The organism is Alcaligenes sp. WGS1538, from assembly GCF_043187505.1.
Lineage (GTDB): Bacteria > Pseudomonadota > Gammaproteobacteria > Burkholderiales > Burkholderiaceae_B > Alcaligenes.
In genome coordinates, this window is sequence record NZ_CP171109.1 from 2,145,295 (window position 1) to 2,161,876 (window position 16,582).

Consider the following 16,582-nt stretch of genomic DNA (forward strand, 5'->3'; position numbering starts at 1 on the left):
GGGATTCCGACAGCATATCAACCACGAGGGGAAGACCATGTTTGAACGCTTATTCAAACTCTCTGAGCATGGCACCAATTTCCGCACCGAGGTCCTGGCAGGCATCACCACCTTCCTGACCATGTCCTACATCATTTTCGTCAATCCGGACATCCTGTCCTCCACGGGCATGGATCGCAACGCGGTCTTCGTGGCCACCTGCCTGGCCGCCGCGCTGGGCACCTTCATCATGGCCTTCCTGGCCAACTGGCCCATCGGCATGGCGCCGGGCATGGGGCTGAATGCCTTCTTCGCCTTCACCGTGGTCGCCACGCTGGGCTACACCTGGCAGCAGGCGCTGGGCGCGGTCTTCATCTCCGGCGTGATCTTCCTGCTGCTGACCGTCACCGGCATACGCGGCTGGCTGATACGCGGCATACCCAAGTCCCTGCAAAGCGCCATCGCCGCCGGCATAGGCATGTTCCTGGGCCTGATCGCGCTGATGACCTCGGAGATCGTCGTGGCCAACCCCGCCACCAAGATCGGCCTGGGCGACCTGACCAAGCCCGGGGCCATGTTCGCCATCCTGGGCTTTTTCATCATCGCCGCCCTGGACGCCCTGAGGGTGCGCGGCGCCATCCTGATCGGCATCCTGGCCATCACCCTCCTGTCCATCGCAACCGGCTACAGCCAGTTCGGCGGCGTGGTCTCCATGCCCCCGTCGCTGATGCCCACCTTCATGCAGCTGGACATCCTGGGCGCCCTGCACACCGGCTTCATCCACGTGATTCTGGTGCTGGTGCTGGTCGAGGTCTTCGACGCCACCGGCACCATGATAGGCGTGGCCAAGCGCGCCCGCCTGATCGAGGAAGGCCGCCCCAACCGCCTGGGCCGCGCCCTGCTGGCCGACAGCACCGCCATCGTGGCCGGCTCCATGCTGGGCACCAGCAGCACCACCGCCTATGTCGAAAGCGCCTCCGGCGTGCAGGCGGGCGGGCGCACCGGCCTGACCGCCCTGACCGTGGGGGTGCTGTTCCTGCTGGCCCTGTTCTTCTCGCCCCTGGCCGCCACCGTTCCGGGCTACGCAACCGCGCCCGCCCTGCTCTATGTCGCCTGCCTGATGATGCGCGAGATCACCGAGGTCAAGTGGGAAGACATGACCGAAGCCGTGCCGGCCGCCCTGGCCGCCTTCGCCATGCCTTTCACCTACTCGATCGCCAACGGCCTGGCCTTCGGCTTCATCAGCTACGTGGTCATCAAGCTGACCACCGGACGCTGGCGCGACATCCACCCCGCCACCCTGATCGTGGCCATCCTGTTCATCATCAAGTACGGCGTCTATGCGGAATGAATAACCCTGCCGCCGAACGGGGCGCCGCTTTGGCGTCGCTGGAAAAGCGGTTACACTGAACGCACGACTAACAGAGCGGCTGTCCACCAGCCGCTTTTTTTTACCGCCAGGCCGTCCTAAGGTCAAAATCCCCCCTTGGGGGGCAGCAAGCCAAAGGCGCAGCGTGGGGGTATTTTTTAATGCGGAGGCTCTCCCCATGAGCACCATCGAACTGAACGAGGCCACCTTCCAGGCTGCCGTCGAAGACGGCAAACCCCTCATCATCGACTTCTGGGCCCCCTGGTGCGGTCCGTGTCGCCAATTCGCTCCCGTGTTCGAAGCCGCTGCCGCCGAGCACCAGGACGTCACCTTCGCCAAAGTGAACACCGAGGACGAACAGGAGCTTGCCGCGGCCCTGCGCATCCGCTCCATTCCCACGCTGATGGTTTTCCGCGAACGCGTCCTGCTGTTCTCCCAGGCCGGCGCCCTGTCGGCTTCGCAGCTCAACGAACTGGTGGAGCAGGTCAAGGCGGTGGACATGGAAAAGGTTCACGCCGAGATCGCCGCCCAGGAATCGCAGGGCAAGACCCAGAACTGATTCCGGCATCCAGGTAAAGCCTGCGCTGAACAGGCGCTTGCCTGCTGGAGCACGGCTGCGCCGCAAGCAAAAACGCCAGGCTGTGTGCCTGGCGTTTTTTCGTGGCGTATGCGCCTAGTCGCAATGCTCCAGCTCGATGATGGCAAAGCCGATGCGCTTGATCTCGTTCTCGACTGCGGGCGAGGCGATCTCCGTATGGCAAAAGCGGCACTCGCGCGCACTCAGGGTATCAGCCGGTACGCCCTTGGCGCTCAGATAGCGCCGGCCATGATCCAGCACCACGTCCGGCGCCTTGGCATCGTCCTGGTCATGCACCAGAATATCGAAATGCATGCGGCGTCCATCGGGACGCACCACGTAGGTATCGAAAACAGCAATTTTCATCACGTATCCTTGCCAAGTGGAAAATTCACGGCGTGCATGCCGGGCCGCCATCCCTCTGATCCGCGGGTTCCAGGCCCGCCTCCCGGGGCCTGCGCTGGGCGATGAGCTGGCCCACGAAAGCTCCCAGCCGCAAATCGTCCAGATGCCCCAGGTGCCGCAAGGCCAGTTCGCCTTGCCGATCAAACACCAGCAGGGTGGGCGTGCCGCCCAGACCCCATTGCTTCATGGTCGCCGGCATGACGCCCGACTCCAACGGCCTGTCGATGGCGATGGGAAAGCCCAGCCGGTATTCACCGGCAAAGACGCGCAGGGCGGCCGGCGTCATGACGTGATGGTGCTCGAACACGCTGTGCAGACCGATGACCGCCAGGTCCTCGCGCGGGAAGAGCGCATCCAGTCCTTTGGCCTGCGGCAGGCTGTTGCGCACGCAGCCTGGACACAGCATCTGGAACACCGTGACGACCACCACCCGGCCGCGCAAGGCCCGCAGGCTGAGCGGCGCTTCCGTGTTGAGCCACTCGCTGGCATCGATCTCGTAGGACATGGCGTTCACCCCCGGGAACAGGCCGCGCCCGACCCGGCTGTGCTGCATGGCGCCTGGGGCTGGACGACGACTCGGATGCAGCCATTATGACGAAGGAACACGTTACGACCGCGCCGATTCGTACGTAAAACATGCCTTTTCGTCCAGGCAGGACGCCTGGCCCATTTTCCCCTGGAGCGAGGCTGTCTTCCAGGAGGTCAGGCGGGAAGCCGGCTCTTGATGCGCGCAATGCAGGCCTGGACCTGCTCCGGCTGCCGGTCCAGCCGGTCGGACGCCAGGCCCAGATAAGCGTCGCGGGCATGCTCCATCACCCCTTTGCAGGGCTGGGGTAGCCGCTCGGCAGCCCAGGCGGCCGCCGCGTCCTTGGAGACGATGTCACCCGTGCACAAGCTGAACTAGATGCGCGCCAGGGCCAGGAGCACATTGCGCTCATCCCCGGCCCAATCGGCAGGTTTTTCCCATTGCGCCGCGGCGCGATGCATGGCGGCGTTCAGATCCTGGACGGGAACCGGTACGAAGCAGTCCTCGGCCGGCGGTCCCAGCAAGGCCACGCTGTGCTGACGAAGCTGGGTCAGGAGAATGGCCAGGTCCGGATCGGGTTCCGGCTGCGGCGCCTGGCCGGCCTGCAGCGCCTCGCGCAGCCATTCGCCGAATTGCAGTTCGCGCCGAGGAGGAAAACGCCAGGGCACGACATCGGCACGAACCAGCACGGTCAATTCCACCGCTCGGCAATGCGGATCGCTGCCGGGCCAGGCCGAGACCGAGAGCAGGTCCCGCATCAGGGCCAGGCGCGCAGCCGCCGGCAAAGACGCATCCACCACCGCCAGGAGATCGATGTCGCTGTAGGGCTGCAAACGGCTCTGCACGGCGGAGCCGTACAAATACAAGGCCAGCAGGCCGGCGGGAAGGCGATGGCGCAACACACGCTGGATGCGTGATAGCTGATCAGCCAGGCAGGAAGAAGGCAAGGAATTCATTGCCCCTACCTTAGCAGCAGAAATACCGGCAGGGAAACAGGTGTGACCGAGAATTTCCGTTCGGGGCAAAGGCGCGCGGTCACTCCGCCTGGAGGGGCGCGCACTCGCCCTGCCCGCGGGTCATGTTGACGAAGGCCTGTTGGAAACCGGCGCGCTTGTCCGCCGGCAAGGCCAGGACCCAGGAGACGCCCTCCCCGTCGAACTGCTCGTCCTGGATCTGGACGCCGAAGGACTCGAAGCGGGACTGGACCAGCGCCAGATCGCTGAACGAGCAGCGGCAGCGCAACCGCGACATGGGAATCAGTTCGCGCTTGCCGGCCAGCCGCAGACATTGGGCGGCCGCGCCGCCATAGGCGCGCATCAGCCCGCCCGTGCCCAGCTTGACGCCGCCGAACCAGCGCACCACCAGCACGGCCACCCGATCGCAATTCTGCCCTTCGATGGCCTGCAAGATGGGGCGGCCGGCCGTGCCGCCCGGCTCGCCGTCATCGTTGAAGCGGTACTCCGCGCCGATCTTGTAGGCCCAGCAATTGTGCGTGGCGTCCGGGACGCTGTTCTCCTGAAAGAACTGCAGGGCCTGGGCGGCGCCGTCCACCGGGGCGGCCAGCGCCAGGAAGCGGCTTTTCTTGATGTCCTCTTCGAAACGGGCCGGCTCCAGCAGGGTGAACAAGGCCATCGGCGGCCTCAGGCCTGCTCGCGCGCAGCCAGGTAGTCTTCGTAACCGCCGTGATAGTCCACCAGTTTGCCGTCGGGCAGCACTTCGATGATGCGCGTGGCCACGCCCGAGACGAACTCGCGATCGTGGGAGACGAAGATCAGGGTGCCGGCGAACTTCTCCAGGGCCAGCTGCAGGGACTCGATGGACTCCATGTCCAGGTGGTTGGTGGGTTCGTCCAGCAGCATGACGTTGTGTCGGCCCAGCATCAGGCGCGAGAAGGTCATGCGGTTCTTTTCCCCGCCCGAGAGCACCTTGACGGGCTTGATGATGTCGTCCGCCGAGAACAGCATGCGGCCCAGCACCGAGCGCAGCGACTGGTCGTCGTCGCCCGCCTGGCGGAACCGGCTGATCCAGTCGAAGAGATTGTCCTGGGTTTCGAATTCGTCCGACACGTCCTGGGCCATGTAGCCGATGTCGGCGTTCTCGGACCAGGTCACCGAACCGCGGTCGGGCTCCAGGTCGCCGGCCAGCAGGCGCAGCAGCGTGGTCTTGCCCACGCCGTTGGCGCCCACGATGGCGATCTTCTCGCCGGCCTCGATCATGGCCGAGAAATTGCCGATGACGGGGCGATCGTAGGACTTGCCCAGCCCTTCCACCGTGACGGCCAGGCGGTGCAGCACCTTCTTCTGCTCGAAGCGCATGAAGGGATTCTGGCGCGAGGACGGCTTGACCTCGATGGTGTCGGCCTTCAGGCGGCCGATCTGCTTCAGACGCGAGGTGGCCTGGCGGGACTTGGACTTGTTGGCGGCGAAGCGGCGCACGAAGTCCTGCAGTTCGCTGATGCGCTCCTTGGCCTTGGAGTTGGCCGCCAGCACGCGTTCGCGCGACTGCACCGAAGCCAGCATGTAGTCGTCGTAGTTGCCGGGGTAGACGCGCAGTTCGCCGTAGTCCAGGTCGGCCATATGGGTGCAGACCTGGTTCAGGAAGTGGCGATCGTGGCTGATGATGACCATGGTGCTCTGGTAGCTGTTGAGCACGTCCTCCAGCCAGCGGATGGTGTTGATGTCCAGGTTGTTGGTGGGCTCGTCCAGCAGCAGCACGTCGGGATTGGAGAACAGCGCCTGGGCCAGCAGCACGCGCAGCTTCCAGCCTGGGGCCACCTCGCTCATGGGCAGGTTGTGCTGCTCGACCGGGATTTCCAGGCCCATCAGCAGCTCGCCGGCGCGCGATTCGGCGGTGTAGCCGTCGTACTCGGAAAAACGGGCCTCCAGCTCGGCGGCCTTCATGTAGTCTTCTTCAGTGGCATCGGGATTGGCGTAGATCGCATCCCGCTCCTGCATGGTGCTCCACATTTCCGTGTGGCCCATCATGACCACGTCCAGCACGCGCATGTCTTCGTAGGCGAACTGGTCCTGGCGCAGCTTGCCCAGGCGCACGCCCGGATCCAGCGAAACATTGCCGGCGCTGGCTTCCAGGTCGCCCCCGATGATTTTCATGAAGGTGGACTTGCCCGATCCGTTGGCTCCGATCAGGCCGTAGCGGTTGCCTTCGCCGAACTTGACGCTGACGTTTTCAAACAGGGGCTTGGCGCCGAACTGGATCGTTAGATTAGCGGTGGAGATCACGTAAAAGCACTTTGCAAAAGGTTGGATTCAACCCGCTAGTGTAGCAAGCGCCCGCGAAATCCGTTAGTGCCCGTCGTCAGTGTTCGTGTTCGTCCAGGACCAGATAGGCCATGCCGTCCTCGGTGGCCAGGCCGACCTGCTTGCCCACCGGCAGCGTGACCTTGACCTCCACGTGGCCGTACGGCAGGCCCGTGACCACGGGCACCTTGACGGTCTCGCGCAGCCAGCGCACGACCGAATCCATGCCGAAGCCATTGTCGTTGGGGCCCTGGCGGTATTCCGTGAAACGCCCGAGCACCACGGCAAGCTGGCGGTTCAGCACGCCGGCATGCCAGAGCTGCGTCAACATGCGCTCGACGCGGTAAGGGTGCTCGCCTACATCCTCCAGGAACAGGATGCCGCCATCGACTTGTGGGAAATACGGCGTACCCAGCAGCGAACACATCACGGCCAGGTTGCCGCCCCACAGCACGCCCCGCCCGTCCACGGCGTCCGAGTCCTCGGACTCGAAGCTGAACAGCTCCAGCTCGCCGCGCATCAGTTCGGCGAACAGCTCCGTGGTCAGGTCGTCAGGTTCCGGACAGCCGAAGTCCGCGATGGCGGTCGGCCCGGAGAAGCTGATCGCGCCGGTCCTGGCCAGCAGGGCCAGGTTGAAGGCGGTGAAGTCCGACATGCCCACGAAATGCTTGCCGCTGTCGGCCACGGCTCGCCAGTCGATTTGATCGAGCAGACGGCTGAGCCCGTATCCGCCGCGCGTGGCCATGACGATGGGATGAGGCTGGGCCAGGGAGCGCTGGACGGCGGCCAGGCGCTGTTCGTCCGTGCCGGCAAAGCGCTCGTGCACGGCCAGCGCGTCCGCATCCGCATCCACGGTGAACCCCATGTCGCGCAGGCGCTGCTGCGCCAGCGTCAGGCGTTCCGGCTCCAGGACCTGGCCGGAGGGCGAAAACAGATAGATTCCCGAGTGATCCAGATGGCCGCACTGGCCGTGGTCGTGCTGATGATGGTGATCGTGCTCGGGGATGTTCATGGTGGGCCTTGTAGATGAGGGTGCCGGTATTCTATCGCAGCGTGGAGGCATTTTTCTAACGCAGGGCCGTACCAAGACAAATCTAGCCGGACTGATCCCGCCCTTGCGCCGGCGCCTGGCGCGCGGCTTTCTGCTGGGCGCGGCGCTCGCGGAAAAAGTCGCGCAGCACCTGCGCGCATTCCTCGGCCATCAGGCCGCCGCTGACGCGGGTGTGATGGTTCAGGGTCGGGTGCAGGTGCAGAGACTCCACGCCGCCGCACACGCCGGTCTTGGGATCGGCGGCGCCCCAGACCACGCGCGCCAGGCGCGCGTGCAGCATGGCGCCCAGGCACATCATGCACGGCTCCAGCGTGACGAACAGGCTGGCGCCGGGCAGGCGGTAGTTGCCGGCCTGCCGCGTGGCGCCGCGCAAGGCCACGATTTCGGCGTGCTGGGTGGGGTCCTGGTCGCAGATGGTGCGGTTCGCGCCCACCGACAGCAGACGCCCGTCCGCATCGAGCAGGACCGCGCCCACCGGCACCTCGCCCATGCGGGCGGCGCGTCCGGCCTGCTCCAGCGCCAGCGCCATGGCCTGCGCATCGCTCAGAACATCCCTATGGGGATCCGGTGTTAAGCTTGTTGACTTCAAATCCATGCGATCATTCTTACCCTGTCAGCAACCCGCAAGTGTAACCTTCCTGCCCATGCAGAACACTCCTGATTCCCACGCCATTTTGCGCGTGCGCGGCTTGAGCAAGCAATACGCCAATGGCCACCATGCCTTGCACCCCCTGGACCTGGACATCAAGCGCGGAGAGATCTTCGCCCTGCTGGGTCCGAACGGCGCGGGCAAGACCACGCTGATCAGCATCATCTGCGGCCTGGTCAATCGCAGCAGCGGCACCGTGACGGTGGACGGCGCGGACAATGTGGACCAGTACAAGCTGGCGCGCCGGAAGATAGGCCTGGTGCCCCAGGAACTCAGCGCCGACTCCTTCGAGACGGTCTGGAACACGGTGCGCTTCAGCCGCGGCCTGTTCGGCAAGTCCCCGAATCCGCCGCTGATCGAGCAGATCCTCAAGGACCTGTCCCTATGGGACAAGAAGGACAACCCCCTCATCACCCTGTCGGGCGGCATGAAGCGGCGCGTGCTGATCGCCAAGGCGCTGTCCCACGAGCCGGAGATCCTGTTCCTGGACGAGCCCACCGCGGGCGTCGACGTGGCGCTGCGCCAGGGCATGTGGAGCCTGGTCAAGAAGCTGCGCAGCCAGGGCGTGACCATCATCCTGACCACGCACTACATTGAAGAGGCCGAAGACATGGCCGACCGCATCGGCTTCATCAACAAGGGCAAGCTGCAACTGGTGGAGACCAAGCAGGACCTGATGCGCCGCCTGGGCGGCAAGACCCTGAGCCTGAGCCTGGCCCAGCCGGTGGACGCCCTGCCCGGCCAGCTGGTCGCGCTGGGACTGCAGCTCTCCCCCGACGGGCTGCAGCTGCTGTACCCCTTCAATGACCGGGAACAAGAGCACGACTTCAGCGCCCTGCTGGCGGCCATAGGGCAAGCCGGCCTGGGCATTACCGACATCCAGACGCGCGAACGCAGCCTGGAGGACATCTTCGTGGAATTCGTGGGAGCGCAGGCATGAACTGGCACGCCGTCCTGGCCATATACGGTTATGAAATGGCGCGCACGCGCCGCACCCTGTTGCAAAGCATCGTCGCGCCGGTGATCTCCACGGCGCTCTACTTCGTGGTCTTCGGCGCGGCCATAGGCCACCGCATCAACGAGATCGGCAGCGTGTCCTACGGCGCCTTCATCGTGCCCGGCCTGACCATGCTCTCGGTGCTGACCCACAGCGTCTCGAACGCGGCCTTCGGGATCTATTTCCCGCGCTTCACGCGCAATATCTACGAAATCCTGTCCGCCCCCATCTCGCACTTCGAGGTCACGCTGGCCTTCGTGGGCGCGGCGGCCAGCAAGTCGCTGATCCTGGCCGCCATCATCCTGCTGACGGCGCGCTGCTTCGTGCCCTACGAAATCGCCCACCCGATCTGGATGCTGGCCTTCCTGGCACTGACCGCGCTGACCTTCAGCCTGCTGGGCTTCATCATCGGCATATGGGCGGACAACTTCGAAAAACTGCAGTTCGTGCCCATGCTGATCATCACGCCGCTGACTTTCCTGGGCGGGACCTTCTACTCCATCGACATGCTGCCCGAGTTCTGGCAGAAGGTCACGCTGTTCAATCCCGTGCTCTACCTGATCAGCGGATTTCGCTGGAGCTTCTTCAACCTGGCCGACGTGAACGTCTGGCTGAGCCTGGGCATGACGCTGGTCTTCCTGGCCGTCTTCCTGGCGCTGGTCAGCTGGATATTCCGCACGGGCTACCGCCTGCGGCCCTAGCGCCTGTCCAAGTTGCTGGGCCCGAAGGCCCGCGATTCAGGGGGGCGAGTCCACGGGGCAGTCCATGAAGCAGGCCTGCTCGCCGTACTGCGCCAGCTTGCGGGCCAGCACGTCGGGCGCCACGCCCTGGACGGGCCGGTATCCGTAGCGCTCCCAGTAGCCTACCGCCGGGCCCAGGGACACCAGGCTGCAGCGCCGCAGCCCGGCATGCCAGGCGTAGCGCCTGCCGGCCCGCAGCAAGGCCGCCGCCACGCCGCGCCCCTGGGCGCGGCGCAACACCGCGCAATCATGGATGAACCACTGGTCCGGATCGTCGGGCAAGGCCGGCAAGGCATGGCCCAGGGCGGGCGGCAGCTCGCCGGCCCAGGGATAGGAGATCAGGTAGCCCTGCAGCTCGCCCATCTTGTCGCGCGCCACCCAGCAGCTGTTCGGAGACAGGTCCAGGCGGTTTTGGTAAAAGCTGCGTTCTTCCAGGATGTCGGGGTCGTAGACATCGGCCTGCGCCACCAGGACGTGATCAATATCGTCCTCGCGCATGAGTTCAATTCGTAGGGTCATAAACCGGCGCCGGCGGCCGCCACGGGCCGCCGGAGAAAAATCAATCGCGGAAATTCTGGTACTGCAGGGGCAGATCGACCTCAGTCTGCTTGAGCAGCGCGATGGCGGCCTGCAGATCGTCGCGCTTCTTGCCCGTGACGCGCAGCTTGTCGCCCTGGATCTGGGCCTCCACCTTGAGCTTGGCGCCCTTGATGGCGGCCACCAGCTTCTTGGCGGTGGGCTGGTCCAGGCCCTGGCGCACCTTGACCTTCTGGCGGGCGCCGGCCACGTTCTCCAGCGGTTTCTCGGCATCCAGGCAGCGCACGTCGATGCCGCGCGCCGACACCCGGCCGCGCAGGATCTGCATCATCTGCTCCAGCTGGAACACGCTGGGCGCCGACTGCAGAATGGTGTTCTCGTCTTCCAGTTCGAATTTGGCATCCGTACCCTTGAAGTCGAAGCGCGTGCCCAGCTCGCGGCTGGCCTGGTCGACTGCGTTGCGCAGTTCGTGGGCGTTGACTTCGGATACAACGTCAAAAGATGGCATTCCTAGAATCCTGTACTTGATTTGAGGCCCAGGCCGGACCATGGTCAGCCTGGGCGTTGGGGGCCGCCGCGGTCAGTCCGCAGCCGCCTCGCGGGCCTGCTGGCGCAGGGCGAATTTCTGTATTTTGCCCGTCGAGGTCTTGGGCAGCTCCGTGAAGCTGAAATACCGGGGTATTTTAAAGCCCGCCAGATACTGTCGGCAATGCGCGGCCAGTTCCTCGGCGCTGGCCTGGGCGCCGGGCCGCAGCTCCACGTAGGCGTGAGGGGCCTCGCCCCAGCGCTCGTCGGGCCGGGCCACCACGGCCGCGGCCTGTACGGCCGGATGACGGTAAAGCACGTCCTCGATCTCGATGGACGAGATGTTCTCGCCCCCCGAGATGATGATGTCCTTGCTGCGGTCCTTGATGCGAACATAGCCGTCCGGCTCGCATACGGCCAGGTCGCCCGTGTGGAACCAGCCGCCCGCCAGGGACTCCTCGGTCGCCCTGGCGTTCTTCAGATAGCCCTTCATGGTGATGTTGCCGCGGAACATGATCTCGCCCATGGTCTGCCCATCGGGCGGCACGGGACGCATGGTCTGCGGATCGATCACCTGTACGCCTCCCTGCAAGTGATAGCGCACGCCCTGGCGGGCATTGCGCTGCGCGCGTTCCTGGATGTCCAGGTCCTGCCAGGGCGCATGCTGGGCGCAGACGGCCGCCGGGCCGTAGGTCTCGGTCAGGCCGTACACGTGCGTCAGCGCAAAGCCCATCCGTTCCATGCCTTCAATCATGGCGGCCGGCGGCGCGGCGCCCGCCACCATGGCGCACACGCCGCGCGGCAGCTTCGCCTTCAGGTCCTCGTCGGCATTGACCAGCATGGAGTGCACGATGGGCGCGCCGCAATAATGGGTGACGCCGTGCTCGATGATGGCCTGCGCCATGGCCTGGACCTCCACCTTGCGCAGGCAGACGTTGACCCCGGCGCGCGCCGCCACCACCCAGGGAAAGCACCAGCCATTGCAGTGGAACATGGGCAGCGTCCACAAGTAGACGGCATGCTTGGGCATGTCCCATTCCAGGATGTTGGACAAGGCGTTCAGACAGGCGCCGCGATGGTGGTACACCACGCCCTTGGGCTTGCCCGTGGTGCCGCTGGTGTAGTTGAGCGCGATGGCGTCCCATTCGTCGGCCGGCAACTGCCACTCGTAGCCGGCGTCCCCGCCGTCCACGAATTCCGCATAGGTCTGGCGGCCTATCATTCCACCCTCCCCCTGGAAGTACGGGTCCACCACGTCGATGACCAGAATGGGCTCCGTGCTTTCACGCAATTGCAGCGCCTGCTGCATCACCTGGGCGTACTCGCTGTCCACCAGCACCGCCCTGGCCTGGCCGTGGTCCAGCATGTAGGCGATGGTGGCCGCGTCCAGGCGGGTGTTCAAGGTATTGAGCACGGCGCCGCACATGGGTACGCCGAAATGCGCCTCGACCATGGGGGGCGTGTTGGGCAGCATCACCGCCACGGTGTCGCCTTTGCCTATGCCTTCCCTGGCCAGGGCGCTGGCCAACTGGCGCGTACGCGCATACAGTTGCGCCCAGTTCAGGCGCAGGCCGCCCTCGCGCGGGCCGTAGACCACCGCCGGATAGTCGGGATAGACGCTGGCGCTGCGCTCGATGAAATCCAGCGGCGAGAGGGCGCGGTAATTGGCGGGCGTCCTGGGCAGATCCTGATCAAAGATGTTTGCCATGATGTCTCCAAGAGGATGCGGGCGTGCCGGCGGGCTCCGGCCGTCCGTCTGTCGTGCGTGCCCTTACGGTAATGGGGTCGCGGCTTTTGGACAAGATCGCGTTTTCAACCATACGGGCGCATAATGAGCATGAGCTCTATCGTATATATCGTGACCGGCTGACAGCTCGCTGACAGCCGCATCATCCATCAAGGTCGGTTCATGCCTCTTGCCGTGTTGTACATCGCCGTCGGCGGCGCTCTGGGCGCCGTCTCGCGCTGGCTGCTCAGCCAGACCCTCAATACCCTCTTTCCCACCCTGCCTCCCGGCACGCTGCTCGCCAACCTGATCGGCGGCTATCTGATGGGCATCGCCATGGCCGGCTTCAGCGGACTGGGCCTGGCGCACGAAGGCTGGCGGGTCTTCGTCATGACCGGTTTCCTGGGCGGACTGACCACCTTCTCCACGTTTTCCGCGGAAATCATGACCCTGATGCTGCAGCAGCGTTACGTCTGGGCCCTGGGCGGCGTGGCCATCCACGTGATCGGCTCGCTGATCATGGTGGCTCTGGGCATGGCCACCTGGAGCATGCTCAAGGGCCAGGCATGAGCGCGGTGCACATCCTGCAGGCCGGAGACCCGCCGGCCGACGTGAAGGCGCGCTTCGGCAGCCAGGCGGACTGGTTCCGCCGCGGCTTGCAACCCTTGTCCGTGGACCTGCGGATATGGCGAGTGGACGAGGACCCCGCCCTGCCCGAGGCCGACTGCGCGGAGCCGGTTGTCATCACCGGATCCTGGTGCATGGTTACCGACAGGCTGGGGTGGAGCGAAGCGTTGGCGCACTGGATACGCGAGCGGCGCCAAGCCGGAACACCCCTATTGGGAATCTGCTACGGTCATCAACTGATGGCGCATGCCCTGGGCGGCGTGGTGGACTACCATCCGCGGGGACGCGAACTGGGCTGCCTGCCGGTGGCGCTGCGGCCGCAATCCCGCGAACATGGCATGCTCGCCAGCCTGCCGATGCGCTTTGACGCCCTGCTCACGCACCAGCAAAGCGTGCTGGAAATCCCCGCGGGCGTCCAGGTGCTGGCAGGCTCCGACCACGATCCGCACCAGATCCTGCGCTACGGCCCGGCGCAATGGTCCGCCCAGTTCCATCCGGAATTCTTCGCCGAACTGCTGCGCTACTGTATCTTGCGCAATCAAGCGGGGCTGCAGGCCGAGGGACGGGACCCGCAGGCCATGGCCGATCAGGTGCGGGACACGCCCGAAGCGCGCCGGCTGCTGTGGAACTTCGTCCGGGCCTACAGCCCGGCCTCGTCGGCCGGCGGGCGGAAGAACTCGCCGGGCGTCTGGCCCATCAGCTCGCGGAACGCCGCCACGAAGGCCGACATGCTGTCGTAGCCGCAGGCCAGCGCCACATCGGTGACGCGCTCATGGCGCTCGAGCATGGGCAAGGCGCTCATGATGCGCAGACGCTGCCGCCAGGCCCGGAAGGTCAGCCCGGTCTCCTGGCGGAACAGCCGGCTCAATGTTTTCTCCGACACGCCCTGTTGGCCGGCCAGCTCCTCCAGGGTACAGCCCAGCGCGGGCTGGGCCTGCAACTGCTGGCAGACCTGGCGCAAGCGCGGATCCGCCGGCCAGGGCAGGATCAGGCCGCTTTCGGGCGCCGCCAGCAGGCGGTCCAGCAGCACCTGCACCAGTCGGCCCTGTTCCCCTTCGCGGTCATAGAGCACCGGCAAGGTGCTGAATTCCCGGATCAGTTCCCGCAACAGCCGGTTCACCGCCACGACCCGGCACTGCTCGTGCTGCCGCGGCAAGGCCTGCACATCGATGTACAGGCTGCGTATCTGCGCATCGGGCGAACAGCGCACGCCATGCTCCACGCCGGCCGGCACCCACACGGCCTGCTGCGGCGGCGCCATGAAGCGACCGGCCGCGGTGCGCACCTCGATCACTCCGGTCAGCGCATAGGAAAACTGCACCCAGGGGTGGCGGTGCGGACGTGAAATCGCCTGGTTGGGCAAGGCCCGTTCCTGGCCGTAGAGCGGCCTGGGCAGGTAACGCAATTGCCTCAACCCTGCCGGAATGGCGTCCGAATGCACCAGAATGTCCGCTTTTCGATGTTCCATATCCGTTTAACGATAAACACCCACGAAAGTCTACGGTAAAGTGAACCGTCCCTTTTCGCAACTCTTTCAAATCGCCATGTTGTCACGCCTAAGACTGCTGTTCGACAATTTCACCCTGATCCTGATCGGCGTCGTGGCCCTGGCCACGCTGTTTCCCGCCTACGGCCAGGGCGCCGTCATTTTCGAGCTGATCACCGGCTTGGCCATCGCCCTGCTGTTCTTCATGCACGGCGCCAAGCTCTCGCGCGAAGCCATCATCGCCGGCGCCACGCACTGGCGCCTGCACCTGCTGGTGTTCGGCTGCACCTTCGTCATGTTTCCGCTGCTGGGTCTGGTCTTGAAGCCCGTTCTGCTGCCGCTGCTGGGCATGCCCTTGTTCGTGGGCATCCTGTACCTGTGCGCCCTGCCCGGGACCGTGCAGTCGGCCATCGCCTTCACCTCCATCGCCCGCGGCAACATTCCCGCCGCCGTCTGCAGCGCCTCGGCCTCCAGCCTGATCGGCATCGTGCTCACGCCCGTGCTGCTCAAGCTGCTGCTCGATGCGGACGCCGGCTCGGCGGCCTCCACCCTGGACGCCATCAAGAAGATCAGCCTGCAACTGCTGCTGCCCTTCGTGGTCGGCCACCTGATGCGTCCCTGGATCGGGGGCTGGATGGACCGCAACCGCGCCTGGCTGCGCAACGTGGACCAGACATCCATCCTGCTGGTCGTCTACACCGCGTTCAGCGCCTCGGTCATCGGCGGGCTGTGGCAGGCCGTGCCGCCCATGTCCCTGCTGATCCTGACCGTGGTCTGCATCGTGCTGCTGGCCGTGGTGCTGGCGCTGACCACCTGGATGGCGCGCCGCTTCGGCTTCAACAAGGAAGACGAGATCACCATCGTGTTCTGCGGCTCCAAGAAGAGCCTGGCCACCGGCGTGCCCATGGCCCAGGTGCTGTTCAGCGGCGCCGCCATCGGCCCTGCGCTGCTGCCCATCATGCTTTTCCACCAGATCCAGCTCATGGCCTGCGCCGTGATCGCCAATCACTACGCCCGCCGCCCTCACGAGGAACAAGAAGAAGGCGTGCTACAGAAAGCCTGACCGACCGCGTTCCTGTGCTGATTTGCCGCCCCTTGCCGGGCGGTTTTTTTTTGCTTCTTCGAGGAATTCCAGGAACCAATTTGCCAGGTCGATGCCGAACTGGTTTTTTGAAGACGCCGTTCAAGGTGCAGGAAGAGCGGACGGCGCTGATGGCTTGCCGGCGCGTCGCAGCGCGCCGGTGCCCTGGTCGAGGCGCGTGGTCGGGCGCGTCGTTAACTCCGGCGGGTTGCTCGCCCCCCAGGCGAGCAACAAGCGCCGCCGTCGAACAGAACGACGCTTAGCTCCCGTCCCCGCACCCCGCCTGCGGCAAACCATCCGACCCGCCCCGTCCGCTCTTCCTGCACCTTGAACGGCTCAAAATGCCGATGGCATCGACCTGGCCACAGGCATCATTCACCAAACAGAACGCTCAGCGAAATGTGAGGTTGACACGTTGTATGGCGCGCGCGGACGTCCCGCCGTTTGGGCCAACACAGCGGCGCAGTTCTCGCGAGGCAGGCCGGAGCGGGCCGGCGGGCGAGTCAGGGCCTTCGCCGCAGGCGGGATGCGGGGGCGGGAGGCAAGGGGCGTGCTGCTCGAGCAGGATGCTTGTGATTCGTCCAGTGGACGAATCACCCTGCGAGTTCGCGCCCCGCCCGCCCCAGTATCCTGACCAGGGAACCCGCGCACAGCGCGGGCGGAGGACCCAGCCAAGCCGGCCCGCCCCGGCCTGCCTTGCGAGAATCCGAGTTTCTTTCTGCTTGGCCCAAACGGCTCGCCAAACACGGAGAAGTTCCCCGGAATTGCTCGAAAAACCTTTTTTGCCCTAGGCCGTAGACCAACCCAGTCCGAAATTCTACGGCAGGCGCTGGCGATCCTGGATGACGAAGGAACGGCGGCGCTAAGCATGAGGTGTCTGGCAAGCGAACTGGGCGTCACGCCCATGGCGCTGTATCGGCATGCGGCCGGCAAGGCGTCCCTGGCCGCGGGCGGCGCGCGTCCGGACACCGCCATGACGCATCAGCGCGCTGTCGACTTCATGCTGAGCCGGTTCCTGCCCGATCGGACGACGCAAGCCAGAGCCTGAAC

General features: G+C 65.4%; 18 protein-coding genes and 1 pseudogene. 8 read left to right on the plus strand and 11 right to left on the minus strand.

Annotation, left to right across the window (positions count from 1 at the left end):
* The first annotated feature begins 37 nt into the window (after positions 1 to 37).
* Positions 38 to 1,330, plus strand: a complete 1,293-nt coding sequence (locus ACF3ND_RS09975; protein ID WP_394059995.1) for an NCS2 family permease — start codon at positions 38 to 40, stop codon at positions 1,328 to 1,330.
* 196 nt (positions 1,331 to 1,526) lie between these two features.
* Entirely contained in the window at positions 1,527 to 1,907 is a 381-nt protein-coding gene (trxA, locus tag ACF3ND_RS09980; RefSeq protein WP_394059997.1) for a thioredoxin, read from the plus strand.
* Positions 1,908 to 2,021: 114 nt separating this feature from the next.
* On the opposite strand, the gene ACF3ND_RS09985 is transcribed toward trxA, so the two are convergent.
* The 7 genes and pseudogenes from ACF3ND_RS09985 to tadA form a co-directional block, all read right to left on the minus strand.
* On the minus strand, positions 2,022 to 2,291 hold the full coding sequence (locus tag ACF3ND_RS09985) for a DUF2024 family protein (protein ID WP_394059999.1): 270 nt from the start codon (positions 2,289 to 2,291) through the stop codon (positions 2,022 to 2,024).
* A 25-nt stretch (positions 2,292 to 2,316) separates the two neighbouring features.
* Complete coding sequence (locus tag ACF3ND_RS09990; RefSeq protein ID WP_394060001.1) at positions 2,317 to 2,883, minus strand: redoxin family protein; 567 nt, start codon at positions 2,881 to 2,883, stop codon at positions 2,317 to 2,319.
* A gap of 149 nt (positions 2,884 to 3,032) precedes the next feature.
* Positions 3,033 to 3,812, minus strand: a pseudogene (locus tag ACF3ND_RS09995) (aminoglycoside adenylyltransferase family protein).
* Positions 3,813 to 3,891: 79 nt separating this feature from the next.
* Positions 3,892 to 4,488, minus strand: coding sequence for an IMPACT family protein (locus tag ACF3ND_RS10000; RefSeq protein ID WP_394060003.1), 597 nt, complete (start codon positions 4,486 to 4,488; stop codon positions 3,892 to 3,894).
* A gap of 8 nt (positions 4,489 to 4,496) precedes the next feature.
* Entirely contained in the window at positions 4,497 to 6,095 is a 1,599-nt protein-coding gene (locus ACF3ND_RS10005; RefSeq protein ID WP_394060005.1) for an ABC-F family ATPase, read from the minus strand.
* Positions 6,096 to 6,171: 76 nt separating this feature from the next.
* Entirely contained in the window at positions 6,172 to 7,125 is a 954-nt protein-coding gene (locus ACF3ND_RS10010) for an LD-carboxypeptidase (protein WP_394060007.1), read from the minus strand.
* 82 nt (positions 7,126 to 7,207) lie between these two features.
* A complete protein-coding gene (tadA, locus tag ACF3ND_RS10015; protein ID WP_394060009.1) occupies positions 7,208 to 7,759 on the minus strand; it encodes a tRNA adenosine(34) deaminase TadA in 552 nt (183 codons plus the stop codon).
* A gap of 49 nt (positions 7,760 to 7,808) precedes the next feature.
* Here tadA and ACF3ND_RS10020 point away from each other — a divergent pair, with 49 nt between their 5' ends.
* A complete protein-coding gene (locus ACF3ND_RS10020) occupies positions 7,809 to 8,753 on the plus strand; it encodes an ABC transporter ATP-binding protein (protein ID WP_394060011.1) in 945 nt (314 codons plus the stop codon).
* Entirely contained in the window at positions 8,750 to 9,511 is a 762-nt protein-coding gene (locus ACF3ND_RS10025) for an ABC transporter permease (RefSeq protein WP_394060013.1), read from the plus strand. The genes ACF3ND_RS10020 and ACF3ND_RS10025 overlap by 4 nt, the downstream gene beginning before the upstream one ends.
* 36 nt (positions 9,512 to 9,547) lie before the next feature.
* Here ACF3ND_RS10025 and ACF3ND_RS10030 read toward each other — a convergent pair whose 3' ends face one another.
* From ACF3ND_RS10030 to ACF3ND_RS10040, 3 genes are all read right to left on the minus strand, one after another.
* Entirely contained in the window at positions 9,548 to 10,069 is a 522-nt protein-coding gene (locus tag ACF3ND_RS10030; protein ID WP_394060015.1) for a GNAT family N-acetyltransferase, read from the minus strand.
* A gap of 40 nt (positions 10,070 to 10,109) precedes the next feature.
* On the minus strand, positions 10,110 to 10,595 hold the full coding sequence (locus ACF3ND_RS10035; protein WP_394060017.1) for a YajQ family cyclic di-GMP-binding protein: 486 nt from the start codon (positions 10,593 to 10,595) through the stop codon (positions 10,110 to 10,112).
* A gap of 72 nt (positions 10,596 to 10,667) precedes the next feature.
* Positions 10,668 to 12,320, minus strand: coding sequence for an acyl-CoA synthetase (locus tag ACF3ND_RS10040; protein WP_394060019.1), 1,653 nt, complete (start codon positions 12,318 to 12,320; stop codon positions 10,668 to 10,670).
* A 201-nt stretch (positions 12,321 to 12,521) separates the two neighbouring features.
* Between ACF3ND_RS10040 and crcB the strand changes: the two genes are divergently transcribed.
* Together crcB and ACF3ND_RS10050 are read left to right on the plus strand one after the other, a co-directional pair.
* Positions 12,522 to 12,908 (plus strand): fluoride efflux transporter CrcB, encoded by a 387-nt coding sequence (crcB, locus tag ACF3ND_RS10045; RefSeq protein WP_394060021.1) that lies wholly within the window; start codon positions 12,522 to 12,524, stop codon positions 12,906 to 12,908.
* On the plus strand, positions 12,905 to 13,705 hold the full coding sequence (locus ACF3ND_RS10050) for a glutamine amidotransferase (protein WP_394060023.1): 801 nt from the start codon (positions 12,905 to 12,907) through the stop codon (positions 13,703 to 13,705). The genes crcB and ACF3ND_RS10050 overlap by 4 nt, the downstream gene beginning before the upstream one ends.
* On the opposite strand, the gene ACF3ND_RS10055 is transcribed toward ACF3ND_RS10050, so the two are convergent.
* On the minus strand, positions 13,606 to 14,433 hold the full coding sequence (locus ACF3ND_RS10055) for an AraC family transcriptional regulator (protein ID WP_394060025.1): 828 nt from the start codon (positions 14,431 to 14,433) through the stop codon (positions 13,606 to 13,608). The two genes, ACF3ND_RS10050 and ACF3ND_RS10055, sit on opposite strands and share 100 nt — an antisense overlap.
* Before the next feature lie 76 nt (positions 14,434 to 14,509).
* Between ACF3ND_RS10055 and ACF3ND_RS10060 the strand changes: the two genes are divergently transcribed.
* Positions 14,510 to 15,514 carry a bile acid:sodium symporter family protein gene (locus tag ACF3ND_RS10060; RefSeq protein ID WP_394060027.1) on the plus strand — a complete coding sequence of 335 codons (1,005 nt, stop codon included), beginning with the start codon at positions 14,510 to 14,512 and terminating at the stop codon, positions 15,512 to 15,514.
* A gap of 832 nt (positions 15,515 to 16,346) precedes the next feature.
* A complete protein-coding gene (locus ACF3ND_RS10065; protein WP_394065816.1) occupies positions 16,347 to 16,580 on the plus strand; it encodes a TetR family transcriptional regulator in 234 nt (77 codons plus the stop codon).
* The last annotated feature ends 2 nt before the right edge of the window (positions 16,581 to 16,582 follow it).